This is a genomic window from Qipengyuania psychrotolerans (assembly GCF_019711355.1).
GTDB lineage: Bacteria > Pseudomonadota > Alphaproteobacteria > Sphingomonadales > Sphingomonadaceae > Qipengyuania > Qipengyuania psychrotolerans.
This window is the reverse complement of the sequence record NZ_CP081297.1, coordinates 2,261,785-2,275,714: the sequence shown is the minus strand read 5'-3', so window position 1 is coordinate 2,275,714 and position 13,930 is coordinate 2,261,785. Positions and strand designations below refer to the sequence as shown.

Here is a 13,930-nt window from a genome sequence, read left to right as displayed (position 1 = left end):
GCAGCCAAAGACCAAGCATTCCAGCACGGAGACCCTTTCGTTTGGCCCGTATCGTGATGAAATTCGGTGGCACCTCCATGGCGGGGACGGAGCGCATCCGGCGCGTGGCCAATCTCGTGCGCAAACAGGCGGCGGGCGGCAACCAGGTGGCTGTCGTCGTCAGCGCCATGGCGGGCGAGACCGACCGGCTGGTCAATTTCTGCCGCGAAGCAAACGCGCTCTACGATCCAGCAGAATACGATGTAGTCGTTGCCAGCGGCGAGCAGGTGACCAGCGGCTTGCTCGCGCTCACGCTGCAATCGCTGGGCGCGAAGGCGCGCAGCTGGCTCGGCTGGCAGCTTCCGCTCCGGACGGTGGAGAGCCATGCCAAGGCCCGCGTCGAGAGCATTGATGGCGAGGCCTTGATTGCTTCCATGGAAAGCGGCGAGATCGCCGTCATTCCCGGCTTTCAGGGCGTTTCCGACGAGGGCCGCATCACCACGATGGGCCGCGGGGGCTCCGATACGAGTGCCGTGGCGATTGCTGCAGCAATAGGCGCTGATCGCTGCGATATTTATACCGATGTGGACGGCGTCTACACGACCGACCCCCGCATCGTTGCCAAGGCGCGTAAGCTGAAGGCGGTGACATATGAAGAGATGCTGGAACTTGCCAGCGTCGGCGCCAAGGTACTTCAGACGAGATCCGTCGGACTGGCAATGAAGGAGGGCGTGCGTGTGCAGGTCCTCTCCAGCTTTGTCGGCGACGATGCAGTCCCTGCAGATGACCTTCCGGGTACGATGATCGTGTCGGAAGAAGAAATGAACGAACTGGTGGAGAATGGCGAAGTGGAACGTCAACACGTAACCGGAATCGCGCACGACAAGAACGAAGCCAAGGTGATCTTGACCCGCGTGCCCGACAAACCCGGCGCAGTCGCCCATATCTTCGAACCGCTGGCCAGGGCGAGCATCAACGTCGATATGATCATTCAGAACGTGGGCCGCGACAAGGGCGAGACCGACGTGACCTTTACGGTGCCGCAAGCCGATCTGGCGCGCGCGCAGGCGCTGCTGGAAGACAAGCGGGACGACATTGGATACAACCGCCTGATTACCGACAGCAAGATCGCCAAGATCAGCGTCGTCGGCGTGGGCATGAAAAGCCATGCCGGCGTTGCGGCAACCATGTTCCAATCGCTCGCCGATCGGGGGATCAACATCCAGGCCATCACGACTTCCGAAATCAAGGTCAGCGTGATGATCGACGAGGACGAGACTGAGCTTGCGGTGCGCGTGCTGCATACCGCTTACGGGCTCGATGCAGCGGATGAGGCTGCTTAGGTTCAAACTTGAACAGGCACTCGACGCATGGAGCGATTTCGCAATCGATTGCTGGCTCTACGCTTTTCGTTTTGCGCTTGGTCTGCTCACGGTCTTCTTTTTCTGGGGCCTGACCGGAAGATAGGTAATCATCGCGTGGGACAGGGTCGTCGAATATTTCTTTCCGACAGCGCTCGGGTTATTCGGGCTCGGTATCCTGTTTGCCGTGCTTGTCCGGGTGGAGAGGGCATTCGCAAAGGAAAAGAAGACAAGGGCGCCACGGTTGAGTGGTGGTAGGACAGCCACGACGCGCCGCACGATACGGCAGCAGTGGGGCAATCGAAAGCGCAAGAGGAAGTAATGAGTCACACCGCCAAAATCCTACTTCTCGGCTCGGGCGAACTGGGCCGCGAATTTGCCATCTCGGCGAAGCGTCTGGGGGCTTATGTCGTGGCCTGCGACGCTTATGACGGGGCACCTGCCATGCAGGTTGCGGATGCGCGCGAGGTGTTTTCCATGCTCGACGGCGCAAAGCTTCGCGGCGCGGTTGAGCGGCATCGGCCCGATTTCATCGTGCCGGAAATCGAGGCGATCCGAACATCTGTCCTCGCAGAACTGGAGGACGAAGGCTTTACGGTGGTGCCGTCTGCCCGCGCTGCGCAGCTGACGATGAACCGCGATGCGATCCGCGATCTGGCTGCGCATGACCTGGGTCTGGTGACGTCGAAATACCGTTATGCCAAAAACCTGGAAGAGGTCCGCGCGGCTGCCGCGCACACCGGTTTCCCCTGCGTGATCAAGCCGGTGATGTCCTCATCGGGCAAGGGGCAGAGCACGGTGCGCGAGGAAGCCAGGCTGGAAGAGGCATGGGATTATGCCTGCGCCAATATGCGCGGCGACCGTAGCCGGGTGATTGTCGAACAATTCGTCGATTTCGACTACGAGATCACCTTGCTCACCGTGCGCCACAAGGGCGGGGTCACCTTCTGCCCGCCGATCGGACACCGGCAGGAACGCGGCGACTATCAGGAAAGCTGGCAGCCCACGCCGATGACGGACGCGGCCATCGCCAAGGCGCAGGACATGGCGCGCAAGGTCGTGGATGATCTGGGCGGGTATGGGCTGTTCGGCGTGGAATTCTTCGTGAAGGGGGAAGAGGTTATCTTCTCGGAACTGTCACCGCGCCCGCACGATACCGGCATGGTTACGCTGGTCAGCCAGAACCTGACGGAATTCGACCTTCATGCGCGGGCCGTGATGGGCTTGCCGGTTCCCCCGCAAATGCGGGCCCGGCCTTCGGCGAGCGCGGTGATCCTGGCGGAACAGGACAGCGACGATCTTTCGTATGACGGTCTTGCCGACGCTCTCGCCGAAAGCGGCACGGACTTGCGTATTTTCGCCAAGCCGACCAGCCGCCCCTATCGGCGCATGGGTGTCGCGCTGGCGACCGCTGGCGACACCGACGAAGCCCGCCGCAAGGCGCGTGATGCAGCGGCCAAGGTGCGGATCAACTACGGCGATTAGCCGAAGAAACGGTCGATCGCTAAACACGAGGCGATGCCCACCACGATGTTCATGGGCAAGCCGATTTTCAGGAAGTCTGCAAAGCGGTAATTCGCCGCGCCGTATACAAGCGTGTTTGTCTGATAGCCTATCGGGGTGGCGAAGCTGGCGCTCGCGCCGAACATAACCGCCACTACCAGCTCGCGTGGGTCGGCGCCGGTTGCCTCTGCCAGGCCAATGGCGATGGGCGTGAGGATAACGGCAACCGCGTTGTTGGTGACACTTTCGGTCAGGAGGCTGGTGAGGCCGTAAACCGCGATCAGGACGACCAGCGGCGAGGCGGCGGCGAAAAAGGGCTCTGCCCAGCCGACGATAAGCTCAACTGTCCCGGCGTTCTCCAGCCCGATCCCGAAGGCCAGCATGCCGAAGATCAGTACCAGTGTGTTGCCGTCGATCGCGCTCCACGCCTCTTCCGGCTCGAGGCAGCGGGTGAGCAGCACGAAGCCCGCGCCCAGCAGGGCAAGCGCCTGAATCGGCAGGCTGAAGAGTGCGGCCAGCACCACCACACCCACAAGACTGCCGATGGCAAGCGGCGCGCGGTGGCGGCGAAAGGCGCGCGTGGGGGCGTGGCTCACGGTACCGAGCCCGGCATTGCTATTGAGCGCCTGTGCTGCGTCGTTCCCTGCTGCGATCAGCAGGCGGTCGCCCGCTCTCACGCGCACCTCGGCCAGCTCCGGTCCAGCGAGGTGGCGAGGGCGTGAGAGGCCCAAGACGCGCACCTTGAGCTTCGACAGCATCGGGATGTCGGCCAGCCGCCGCCCGATGATCGGGTGTGAGGAGGAGACCACCGCCTCGACCAGCGCAAGATCGCGTGGACGATCCGGTCCCGCAGTCGCGACGCCGCCGCCGACGCCGGTCAGCCCGGTGCGGAAGTCGAAGGCTTCGGCGAGCGAGGCAAGCTCGGCGGGGCTCGCCCCTACGACCAGCTGGTCTCCAGCTGCCAGGATGTGCTTTTCGACCTGGCCGCGAGCGATGGCCGCTCCGCGTTTGACGCCGATGATCCGCACGCCGGGCCGCCGCGATAGCGCTATCGTGCCAAGGCGCTGGCCGATCAGCGGGCTCTTCTGCATCACTGTAAGGTGCGACAGATAGGAATCGCTTTCGGTGTCTTCCTTGTCCAGCGCCCGGGGCGGCCGGTCGGGCAGCAGCTTCGGCCCGAACAAGGCGAGGAAGAGCATGCCCGCCCCGGCCGCCGCTAGGCCAACGCCCGTAATCTCGAACATACCAAAAGGAGCGAGACCCTTTTCTTGCGCGACACCATCGACCAGCAGGTTGGTCGAAGTCCCGATCAGCGTCAGTGTGCCGCCCAGGATCGTGAGATAGGAAAGCGGGATGAGCAGGCGCGTGGCTGCCACACCCAGCGCCTTGGCCAGCCGCTTCACAATCGGGATCATGACCAGCACGACCGGTGTGTTGTTCATGAAAGCGGAGGCGGCCATCGTGCCGAGTGCGATTTCGGCTACCGCGAGGCGGGGCTTGTGCCGGGTGCGGCGGATGATCCAGCCAGAGATTTCCTCCAGTGTACCGGTGCGCAGCAAGGCACCCGACAGCACGAACATCGCGGCGATGGTGATCGGGGCGGGATTGGAGAAAACGCCCAGCAGTTCGTCGGTCGACAGGAACCCGAGCAGATACATCCCAAGTCCGCCAAGCGTCGCCAGCACCACCGGGGCAATACGTTCCATCATGAAGCCGGCGAACAGGAAAAGGAGCAACGCCAACCCGATCTGCGGGTGATAGGCTACAAGCGATTCGGGTAGCAGCGCAGGCATTTGCCATCAGCTATCCGAAAACTCCGCCCTGCAAAGCAAATTCGCCTTTGGCTGATGGCAGTGCCGCTTGCCGTTGCGGCAGCCGCAGCCTAAGCGCCCTGCATATGACTACCTATCCAAAGACCGACCGCCTGATGCAGCGCGGCGCAGAATTCCTCGGATCACGTTACGCCATCATGTGCGGCGCCATGAGCTGGGTGTCGGAACGCAGCCTCGTGTCCGCTATCTCGAACGCGGGCGGGTTCGGCGTGATCGCCTGCGGCGCGATGACGCCCGAACTGCTCGAAACCGAGATTGCCGAAACGCAGAAGCTGACAGACAAGCCATTCGGCGTGAACCTGATCACCATGCACCCGCAGCTGTTCGATCTGATTGAGGTTTGCGACAAGGCCGGTGTGACGCATGTAGTCCTTGCTGGCGGCATCCCGCCGAAGGGCAGTGTCGAAGCTATCAAGGGCGGCGACAATCCCGCCAAGGTCATCTGCTTCGCGCCGACGCTGGCGCTGGCAAAGAAGCTCCTTCGCTCGGGCGCGGACGCGCTGGTCATCGAAGGCATGGAGGCGGGCGGTCATATCGGGCCTGTTTCCACCAGCGTATTGGCGCAGGAAATGCTGCCCGAACTGGCCGACGACCATATCATCTTCGTGGCCGGAGGCATCGGGCGCGGCCAGGCGATTGCCGGCTATCTGGAAATGGGTGCGGCAGGCGTCCAGCTTGGCACACGGTTCGCCTGCGCGCAGGAGAGCATCGCCCATGAAAACTTCAAGAAGGCCTTCTTCCGCGCCAATGCGCGCGATGCCGTGGCCAGCGTCCAGGTCGATGCCCGCCTTCCGGTCATTCCGGTCCGTGCGCTGAAAAACAAGGGCACCGAGGAATTCACCGCCAAGCAGCGCGAAGTCGCCGGCACCCTCGACCGCGAAGAAATCGAGATGAACGAAGCGCAGCTCCAGATCGAACATTACTGGGCAGGCGCCCTGCGCCGTGCGGTAATCGATGGCGACGTCGAAAACGGCAGCCTGATGGCAGGCCAGTCGGTCGGGATGCTCAAGGAAGAAGAGCCAGTCGCCGTTATCATCGAAAAGCTGATGACGCAGAGCGAGGAAGCACTTTCCCGGCGATAAGCGGCAGACTTAAAGCGCCGCTATAGGGGTCTCAATCGCATAATCCTTGCGCGCTGCCGGATGACCGGCGCATTACGGCGGCCATGTCCGAACCTCTCGTCCTGACCCTTTCCTGTGCCGATCGGCCGGGGATCACCGCACGCGTGTCGTCCTACCTGTTCGAGCGCGGCGGCAATATCCTCGAAGCGCAGCAGTTCAACGACCAGTCGTCGAACGCCTTCTTCATGCGCGTCGAGTTCGACCCCGGGGAAGCGGCACGCGAAACGATCCGTACCGAATTTGCGGAGATCGCACGCGAATATGCGATGGACTGGAAGCTCACGCTGCGGGACCGGCCGCGGCGGGCGCTGATCATGGTCAGCAAGTTCGACCATTGCCTGGCTGACCTGCTCTATCGCTGGCGCATTGGCGAACTTGCCATGGATCCGGTGGCGATCGTCTCGAACCACCCGCAGAGCGCGATCGAGCACACGGCGCTGGGCGAAATCCCGTTTCATCACCTGCCGATCACCCGTGACACCAAGGACGAACAGGAAGCGCAAGTCCGCCAGATCGCCGAGGATACCGGCGCCGAACTGGTCGTGCTGGCCCGCTATATGCAGATACTATCCGACCGGCAGGCAGCCCATTTTGCCGGGCGGTGCATCAATATCCACCACTCGTTCCTGCCCGGGTTCAAAGGGGCAAAACCGTATCATCAGGCCCATGCGAGGGGCGTCAAGATGATCGGGGCCAGCGCTCACTTTGTCACTGCCGACCTCGACGAAGGCCCGATCATCCACCAGGCTGCGGAACCGATCAGTCACGCGGACAATCCCGACGAGCTCGTTCGCAAGGGTCGCGAAATAGAAAGCCGCGTCCTGGCCGAAGCAGTGCGCCTGCACCTCGAAGAACGGGTTCTCCTCAACGGTATGCGCACGGTCGTATTCAGGAGCTGATCAGGGCGCTGCGATGCGCTTCTTGGCGCGTTCAACCTCCATGCCCTTATCCTCATTGGCCCGCTTGATGACGTATTGGCGGATTGCCTCGATTTCGTCCTTTGACAAAGACTTGGCAAAGCTGGCCATGCCGTTGTCCTTGAGAACCCCGCCGTGGACAATCTGAGACCATGCCTCGCCATTATCGAGCGCGCCGGAGCGTCGTAGGTCCGGCAATTCGGTCGATCCTACGGCCGCCGGGGCATGGCAGACCGCGCAATAACGCGCATACTTGGCACGGCCTTGCTCGATGGTGGCAGAACTGGCCCGCGAAGGCGGGGGATCAAGTGGAGCAAGCGCGAAGTCCGGTTCGGCGGGCAACTGCTCCTGCGCGCCCAACTTGAACACCAGCAATCGGCTGATGTTGCGGACAGGGCGCATATTGTCGATCAGCTCTCCATCGACGGACAAGGCGAAAGCACCGCCCCAGCCGGCCAGCACGGCCACATATTGTTCGCCATTTACCGTATAGGTCATCGGAGGTGCGACGACGCCGGTCTGTGCAGCAAAGCTCCATAGCTTATCACCGGTGGCCGCGTTGTAGGCTGCGAATTCGCTGCCCGAATTGCCTTGGAAAACCAGCCCTCCGCCGGTCGCCAGTACCCCGCCATTCCAGGGTCCGGGGTGCTCGACAGTCCAGCGCGGTTTTTGCGCAACCGGATCCCATGCAACCAGCCTCCCCTTGATCGTGCCTTGCACTTCGCGTCTGATGCCTTGGTCTGGGGGCAGATCGCCTGCGCCCAGGTCGAAGCCGACATTGAACCCGCGAGCCATGTCCGGCTTCCAGTTTTCCTCCGGCGCATAGAGCATGGCCGCCTCGAAGGCCGGGATGTAGACGAGGTTTTCGCCCGGATGATAGGCCATCGGATGCCAATTATGGCCGCCAAGAGGGCCAGGCATCACCAGGGCGGGTTTGCCAGTCCGGTCGATCCGCGTCTCGGGATTCTGAATGGGCCGACCGTTCTCGTCGATGCCCGTCGCCCAGTTCAACGGGATATACGGTTTGCCGCTGATGAACTCGCCGGTGGCACGGTCGAGGACATAGAAAAACCCGTTCTTGGGTGCCTGCATCAGGACCTGACGCTGGCGGCCATCGATTTCCATATCGGCCAGAATGATGTGCTGGGTCGCGGTATAGTCCCAGGTTTCGCCGGGCGTGGTCTGGTAATGCCAGACATATTCACCGGTATCGGGCCGGATCGCGACGATGCTTGAAAGGTAGAGGTTGTCGCCTTCACCTTTCCCGTCGGCCCCCGGGCTGCGATAGGCGCGGTTCCAGGGCGAACCGTTTCCGACGCCGAAATACAGCAGGTCGAGTTCCGGATCATAGGCCATGGAATCCCACACGGTGCCGCCGCCGCCGATCTCGCCGGTTCCCTGTGTCCAGGTCTCTGCCGCCTTCTGGAGGTATTCGGGCGCATCATCGCCTTCGTCGCCGGGGACGGTATAGAAGCGCCATACCTCGTCCCCGTCTTCTGCGTCGTAGGCAGCGATATATCCGCGCACGCCAAATTCGGCGCCGCCATTGCCGATCAGGACCTTGCCATTCACGACGCGCGGTGCGCCCGTGATGGAATAGCTCTTGGTCTGGTCGACTGTGACTTTCTCCCACACGACCGTGCCCGTATCACGGTCGAGCGCGACCAGCCGGCCATCCAGCGTGCCGAGGAACAGCTTGTCCCCCCAGGTGGCAAGGCCGCGGTTCACCACATCGCAGCAGACCTTTACGCCGGTCTCTCCAGGCACTTCGGGGTCATAGCTCCACAAAGGCTCGCCGGTGGCGGCATCGAAAGCGTAAACCTTGCTCCAGGCGGTCGTGACGTAAAGCTTGCCGTCCATGACCAGCGGCGTCGCTTCCTGTCCGCGCGCGGTATCCAGATCGGTGAACCAGGCGAGGCCGAGGTCCGAAACCGTGTCCCTGTTGACCTGATCTAGCGGCGAATAACGCTGTTCCGAATAGGTGCGGCCGTGGCTTATCCAGTTGGCGCTGTCCTGGTCTGCATTGACCAGGCGCATCGCATCGATACCGCCCTCGGGCTCGCCCGATCCACAACTCGCCAGTAACACGGCAGCGATCGCTGCCAGGCCTTGCTTCACCATCAGTCTCTCCCTCTCGGCGACTCTTGAGAGTCGCTCGACCCGGAATGACACTGCCGCCGAACCGGTCACTTGTCCATTGCGCTGGCATCGTTAGGGTGGGCATGGACGGGATTGAGGAGAAACGCAGATGTGTGATGAGCGCCAAGTGGCCCAGTGGGCACGCCGGACAATCAACCGCCGAACCTTTGGCGTCGGAGCCATGGCCGGTGCCGCAGCTGCCTGCACGTCGGTCGAAACCGGTGCGAGCGAGCAGGCGGCAGGCGGTGTTCAGCACCGTAATGTGACTTTCGCGACTTCGGACGGGACGATGGACGGCGAGTTTTTCCACCCGGCCAGCGGCAGTCATCCTGGCGTCATCCTGTGGCCCGATATCGCCGGAATTCGTCCTGCCAAGCGCCAGATGGCAGAGCGCCTTGCCATGGCAGGCTATGCCGTACTTCTCGCCAATCCCTATTACCGCGACGTAGCAGGCCAGCAGTTCGAGGATTTCGCCGATTTTGCCGGAAACGGAGGTTGGGGCAAAGTTACCCCGTGGCGTTCCAAATTCGATGCCAAGACCATTTCCACCGATGCGAGCGCGTGCGCTGGCTGGTTGATGAAGCAGGCGGAGGTCGATTCCGACAGGGGCATCGGCACGCAAGGCTATTGCATGACCGGCAGCTTCGCGGTGATCGCGCCCAGTGCCGACGAACATATTCACGCAGGCGCCAGCTTCCACGGCGGCGGATTGGTCCGTGACGGCGAGGGCAGCCCCCACCGGCTGCTACGCGAAGACGCCCATTACCTGATTGCGATCTCGCAGGACGACGACGCCAAGGCTCCCGAGGCGAAGACGGCTTTGCGCAGCGCGGCAGACACGTCTGGTACGACTGTTGAGATCGAGGTCTACCCAGCCGATCACGGCTGGTGTGTGCCGGATTCGCCAGCCTATGATGAACCACAGGCTGAACGCGCTTGGGCGCGTCTGCTGGCTCTTTACCGCGAGGCTCTCTAGCTCAGGCGCTAAGCCGTTCGGCGAACCGGCCATGCTTGCGGTAGCTGGTCATCCATTTGTCGAGAAACAGGCCGAGCGGCTTGGGGTCGATCCCGAGCTTCTCGAAGCCTGGCAAGTCGCCTGACACAACATTGCCCTGTGCCAGCAAGTCCCATTGGTCGCTGCTCATCGGCGTGCCAGGCATTGCGGCGAAAGTCGCTGAAATGGGATTCGGCACAGGCAGGAACGTGCGCTTACGGCGCTGAGCGTCCGCGATACGCTGGTTGATTTCCAGCATGGTCAGCTGCTCCGGTCCGCCCAGTTCGAACGTCTTGCCGCCGTATTTGTCCGGATCCTCGAGCGTGCGGGCCACTGCTTCGGCCACATCATCGACATATACGACCTGCAGTTTGGATTCCGGCCCGAATACGGGCAGCACCGGCAGTGCCGAAATCAGCTTGGCAAACATGTTGAGGAAATTGTCGTCCTTGCCGAACAGAATCGACGGACGCAGGATCGTGGCCTTGGGAAACGCCTTGAGCACCCGCTTCTCGCCCAGGCACTTCGCCGCAGCATAGTCGTTGGAGGTATCTTCGTCCGGCTCGGCTGCAATCGCGCTGACGTGAACGAACGACTTGGCGCCAGTTTTCTGCGCCGCCTCGGCCATCCAGCCGGGGGCCTCGCCCATCAGCGTTCGCAGATTTCCTTCAAACGAGCCGACGAGATTGACGACCGCATCCGCGCCTTCGATGCAGCGCTCCACACTGCGGCGATCGGTGGCATCGCAGCGCGCAAACTGCATCTGGCCAAGGTTGGCGAGCGGTTTGAGCTTGAACGCCTTTTCCGGGTTGCGGCTCGCAATGCGTAGCCGGGCACCGCGATCGAGCAGCGCCTGGGCAACATAATTCCCGATGAATCCACTGCCGCCCATGAGGACCACGAGCTTGCCGTTCAAACTGCTGTTCTTCGCCATCGAGATTGCCTGTCTTCCTAGGTCTTGGGATATGCCTGCGCCCCTAGCCATAACCAGCGCGCCCCTGCAAGCGTTCCGGCACGCCGATTGCAGTTGACAAGAATCGTCCCCCTTCGCTAGGGGCCCGCTCCTACCTGCAGAGCGGACCAAGATGACCGCAAAGCTGCAAAGTGTGCCCAGATGGCGGAATTGGTAGACGCGCATGCTTCAGGTGCATGTATCCGCGAGGGTGTGGAGGTTCGAGTCCTCTTCTGGGCACCAACACTTTGTCTCACGGCTTCCCGGGAGGTCCCAAGCGGACCTCCAGGCCCTTGGGAAACCAGCAAAAAACTGTCCCATACTGTGTCAGGCCGTCTCACGCCTGCTTGACATTATTGTTGGGTAATTGATGGGTTAGGGGGCAATTACCCAACAGGTGCCTCATGCCTCTCACAGAGCTCGCGATTGAATCGGCAAAACCGGGGCCTGCTCGTCGCAAGCTCACCGACGGCGGCGGGCTGCATCTCGAAGTTGGTACGGCTGGTACCAAGACCTTCAAGCTGTCCTACCGTTTTGCCGGCAAGCAGAAAACGATCACGGGTGGGCGCTATCCTGACATGAAGCTCGTCGAGGCCCGAGCCTGGCGGGAGGAAATGAAGCGCTTGATTAGGGAGGGCACCGACCCTGCGCTGTTGAAGCGTCGACTGCGCCAGCAGCGCCAGCAAGAGGCCGGGCAGACCTTCGAAGCCGTGGCAAGAGAGTGGCACGAAAAACAGAAAGCGCGTTGGGCGCCCAAGCACGCGGCGTGGATCCTCGCGCGATTCGAGAACGATCCTTTCCCCTTGTTCGGCCAGTTACCGATCAAGGAGGTTCGGCATGCAGACATTATGGACCTAATTGCTCGCTACGAAAAACGGGGCGCTCTCGAGATCGGTCGCAAGGCGCTGAGCCACGTCTCGGCTGTCATGCGTTATGCGATCGCGACGGGGCGGGCCGAACTCAATCCGGTCCCCGACACCCGCGGAGCAATGCGCGCTAAGCCTCCAGTCCAGCACCGGGCTCGCTTGCCAAAAGCAGAGCTCCCCGAGTTCTTCAGTAAGCTGGAGGACTCAGGTCACGACCGTGTGACGAAGCTTGCCTTACGCTGGACGATTCTCACCTTGGTTCGCACTGGGGAAACGCGTTTTTTCAGGCCGGAGGAAATTGAGCGGCGATCAGCAACCGAGATCCTCTGGCGTATCCCCGCGAGCCGTATGAAGATGGGCCGAGACCACGTTGTCCCCCTGCCCACTCAAGCCGTCGCTCTTCTCGACGAGATCGAGTTTTACGCCCGGAAAACGGGAAGCCCGTGGCAATTTCCTCAGAAGTACCGCTGGAGAAAGCCGATCAGCGAAAACTGCATGCTACTTTGCCTGTATGATCTTGGGTACAAGGGGCGCGCGACCGTTCATGGGTTTCGGGGTCTCGCGTCGACAATTCTGAACGAACAAGTTGACGCGAATGGAGCACGTAAGTTCGCTTCAGACTGGATCGAAATGCAACTTGCGCACGCTGAGACCAATGCAATTCGGGGCGCATACAATTCTGCCGAGTATCTGGCGCCGCGGCGTGAGATGATGCAGTGGTGGGCAGACTTCCTCGAGGATCAGGAAGAGTTTGGCAAACTCTTATAGAGAGTCTTGGTTTGAACTAGGTGAGAAGGAAGGTTCCTGAGATAGCGACCCCTTCGCGCTCCATTACTGACCTTCCGGTCTGCTTTCAGCGTCCCCAAAACCGGCCGTTCAAAAGCCCAACGCCGCTGGTTGCTCGTTACAAAAGTGGTGAAAGGTCATGACGACTTTGGGGCCGAAAGCGGATTGGCTGCTTTCGGGGAGCCGAAAATCAAATACTGCCATTCGCCTGTCGCGCATGCTTCTTCACATGATTGATACCGACTGTTTGGCGTCGAACTCGCGGTAACGCCGGTCACTAAGTCCGCAGCACTTTAATTTTCTCGAGATGCCTCAGTGCATCGGCATCCAAGCCATTCTTGAAGGCGAAACGCTTGCCTTTCACATCGCCAAAAAACTTCTTGTAGCGATCAATCGTGGCGTCGGCATCTTTCCCGCCAGTAATAACGGTGATGTCAGGTCGATCGCCTTCGGTCAGCTGCACCCGCTTCAGCAAATGCTTGAATTCAAAATCGGCGGCGGGCATCGAATAGCCGATAAAAACCCAGTCGGCGGTGCCCTTAAGGTACCGTTCGGCCGTCCGCCAGCTTGCCGAGTGCATCGGAAAATCCAGAGCTTTGCGATAGCTGAAGGTTGCAAAACGCGTGCCAAGGCTTTTTGTATCGCAATGAGGGCAAGCAGGTGTCCGAATTGCGGGCGGCTTTGACTTTGGCTTAGACAGTGTGGCCCAATCTTTGCGGCTAAACAAAGTTCGCGCGACTTGGTTAGTATCGTTTGGCGGCACCCAGAAGGTTTCGCGACAAGCGTCGCAGTAGAGCCAATTGACCGAGCCATGCGGCTTAAGAATGTGCAGCTCGTCGCCACCGAGCGGCCGTTCGACTAGGTGGTCTCCATCGAACATCATGGCTCGCGCATGACAACCATAATCCACGCGCCGAAGCGTTTGTGCTCGAGCCATGCCGCTTTCGAAGACCGTGTCCCAATTCATGCTGAGGACTGCACTGATGTCGGCTCTGAACCCTTCGAAGAATGTCTCAAGTGCTTGCCAATTGGCGTTCGGCGAACGCTGCCTACGCCTATAGGCTTGTGAGAGCATCCGAATCATTCGCACGATGATCGCTCGACGCACAATTCGAAGGTCTGCTGCCGAATAATGCGGACCGAGATGGTGGCCGGTATTGGCGGACAGATCGACGAGCGTGAAAAGGTCCTCAAGATCAGGCCACTCATCGGCGGTGCGGGATGCGCCTTCGCCAAAGACGCGATCTGCAAAGCTTCTGATGAAGGCTATCTGTCGCGCGCTGGGACCATCAGGTACCACGCGCCCTAGGCTCAAGAGTTCTTTGGTGAATCCGCCAGCCAGTGGAAGGCCGGCGTTGAAGGAAAAGCCAGCGCCGACAACTACAAGGTTCCCAGGATCAAACTCTTTCGCCACACAAGTCTCCACCCATCAGCTTATCATCAATCACGGAACAAAAAAGGATTTGTGTGAAGTGATGGC

The 13,930-nt window shown here is 61.0% G+C and carries 11 protein-coding genes and 1 tRNA gene; 8 read left to right on the top strand and 4 right to left on the bottom strand.

Features of this window, described 5'->3' with window-relative positions:
- The first annotated feature begins 41 nt into the window (after nt 1–41).
- The 3 genes from K3166_RS11105 to purT all read left to right on the top strand — a co-directional run bounded on the left by K3166_RS11105 (nt 42) and on the right by purT (nt 2,825).
- Nucleotides 42–1,322, top strand: a complete 1,281-nt coding sequence (locus K3166_RS11105) for an aspartate kinase (RefSeq protein WP_425594563.1) — start codon at nt 42–44, stop codon at nt 1,320–1,322.
- Entirely contained in the window at nt 1,300–1,446 is a 147-nt protein-coding gene (locus K3166_RS11100) for a hypothetical protein (RefSeq protein WP_221422283.1), read from the top strand. Before K3166_RS11105 ends, K3166_RS11100 begins: the two co-directional genes overlap by 23 nt.
- 215 nt (nt 1,447–1,661) lie before the next feature.
- Entirely contained in the window at nt 1,662–2,825 is a 1,164-nt protein-coding gene (gene purT, locus K3166_RS11095) for a formate-dependent phosphoribosylglycinamide formyltransferase (RefSeq protein WP_221422282.1), read from the top strand.
- Here purT and K3166_RS11090 read toward each other — a convergent pair.
- A complete protein-coding gene (locus K3166_RS11090; RefSeq protein ID WP_221422281.1) occupies nt 2,822–4,636 on the bottom strand; it encodes an SLC13 family permease in 1,815 nt (604 codons plus the stop codon). The two genes, purT and K3166_RS11090, sit on opposite strands and share 4 nt — an antisense overlap.
- Before the next feature lie 104 nt (nt 4,637–4,740).
- Here K3166_RS11090 and K3166_RS11085 point away from each other — a divergent pair, with 104 nt between their 5' ends.
- Nucleotides 4,741–5,757 (top strand): NAD(P)H-dependent flavin oxidoreductase, encoded by a 1,017-nt coding sequence (locus K3166_RS11085; protein ID WP_221422280.1) that lies wholly within the window; start codon nt 4,741–4,743, stop codon nt 5,755–5,757.
- An 83-nt stretch (nt 5,758–5,840) separates the two neighbouring features.
- A complete protein-coding gene (gene purU / locus K3166_RS11080) occupies nt 5,841–6,695 on the top strand; it encodes a formyltetrahydrofolate deformylase (protein ID WP_221422279.1) in 855 nt (284 codons plus the stop codon).
- On the opposite strand, the gene K3166_RS11075 is transcribed toward purU, so the two are convergent.
- A complete protein-coding gene (locus K3166_RS11075) occupies nt 6,696–8,834 on the bottom strand; it encodes a PQQ-dependent dehydrogenase, methanol/ethanol family (RefSeq protein ID WP_221422278.1) in 2,139 nt (712 codons plus the stop codon).
- A gap of 127 nt (nt 8,835–8,961) precedes the next feature.
- Between K3166_RS11075 and K3166_RS11070 the strand changes: the two genes are divergently transcribed.
- Nucleotides 8,962–9,828 carry a dienelactone hydrolase family protein gene (locus tag K3166_RS11070; RefSeq protein ID WP_221422277.1) on the top strand — a complete coding sequence of 289 codons (867 nt, stop codon included), beginning with the start codon at nt 8,962–8,964 and terminating at the stop codon, nt 9,826–9,828.
- Between the two features lies 1 nt (nt 9,829).
- On the opposite strand, the gene K3166_RS11065 is transcribed toward K3166_RS11070, so the two are convergent.
- Nucleotides 9,830–10,780, bottom strand: a complete 951-nt coding sequence (locus K3166_RS11065; RefSeq protein WP_221422276.1) for a complex I NDUFA9 subunit family protein — start codon at nt 10,778–10,780, stop codon at nt 9,830–9,832.
- A gap of 174 nt (nt 10,781–10,954) precedes the next feature.
- On the opposite strand from K3166_RS11065, the gene K3166_RS11060 reads away from it, so the two are divergent.
- Nucleotides 10,955–11,041, top strand: a tRNA-Leu gene (locus K3166_RS11060).
- Nucleotides 11,042–11,202: 161 nt separating this feature from the next.
- A complete protein-coding gene (locus K3166_RS11055) occupies nt 11,203–12,432 on the top strand; it encodes a tyrosine-type recombinase/integrase (RefSeq protein ID WP_221422275.1) in 1,230 nt (409 codons plus the stop codon).
- A gap of 295 nt (nt 12,433–12,727) precedes the next feature.
- Here K3166_RS11055 and K3166_RS11050 read toward each other — a convergent pair whose 3' ends face one another.
- The gene (locus K3166_RS11050) at nt 12,728–13,864 is read right to left on the bottom strand and encodes a hypothetical protein (RefSeq protein WP_221422274.1); all 1,137 of its coding nucleotides are present in this window, start codon (nt 13,862–13,864) and stop codon (nt 12,728–12,730) included.
- Between the last annotated feature and the right edge of the window lie 66 nt (nt 13,865–13,930).

What these genes read in the sequence shown, in the direction of transcription:
- K3166_RS11090 (WP_221422281.1), bottom strand. Translation starts at nt 4,636, where the DNA reads ATGCCTGCGCTGCTACCCGAATCGCTTGTAGCCTATCACCCGCAGATC.
- K3166_RS11075 (WP_221422278.1), bottom strand. Translation starts at nt 8,834, where the DNA reads ATGGTGAAGCAAGGCCTGGCAGCGATCGCTGCCGTGTTACTGGCGAGT.
- K3166_RS11085 (WP_221422280.1), top strand. Translation starts at nt 4,741, where the DNA reads ATGACTACCTATCCAAAGACCGACCGCCTGATGCAGCGCGGCGCAGAA.
- purT (WP_221422282.1), top strand. Translation starts at nt 1,662, where the DNA reads ATGAGTCACACCGCCAAAATCCTACTTCTCGGCTCGGGCGAACTGGGC.
- K3166_RS11055 (WP_221422275.1), top strand. Translation starts at nt 11,203, where the DNA reads ATGCCTCTCACAGAGCTCGCGATTGAATCGGCAAAACCGGGGCCTGCT.
- purU (WP_221422279.1), top strand. Translation starts at nt 5,841, where the DNA reads ATGTCCGAACCTCTCGTCCTGACCCTTTCCTGTGCCGATCGGCCGGGG.
- K3166_RS11065 (WP_221422276.1), bottom strand. Translation starts at nt 10,780, where the DNA reads ATGGCGAAGAACAGCAGTTTGAACGGCAAGCTCGTGGTCCTCATGGGC.
- K3166_RS11070 (WP_221422277.1), top strand. Translation starts at nt 8,962, where the DNA reads ATGTGTGATGAGCGCCAAGTGGCCCAGTGGGCACGCCGGACAATCAAC.
- K3166_RS11100 (WP_221422283.1), top strand. Translation starts at nt 1,300, where the DNA reads ATGCAGCGGATGAGGCTGCTTAGGTTCAAACTTGAACAGGCACTCGAC.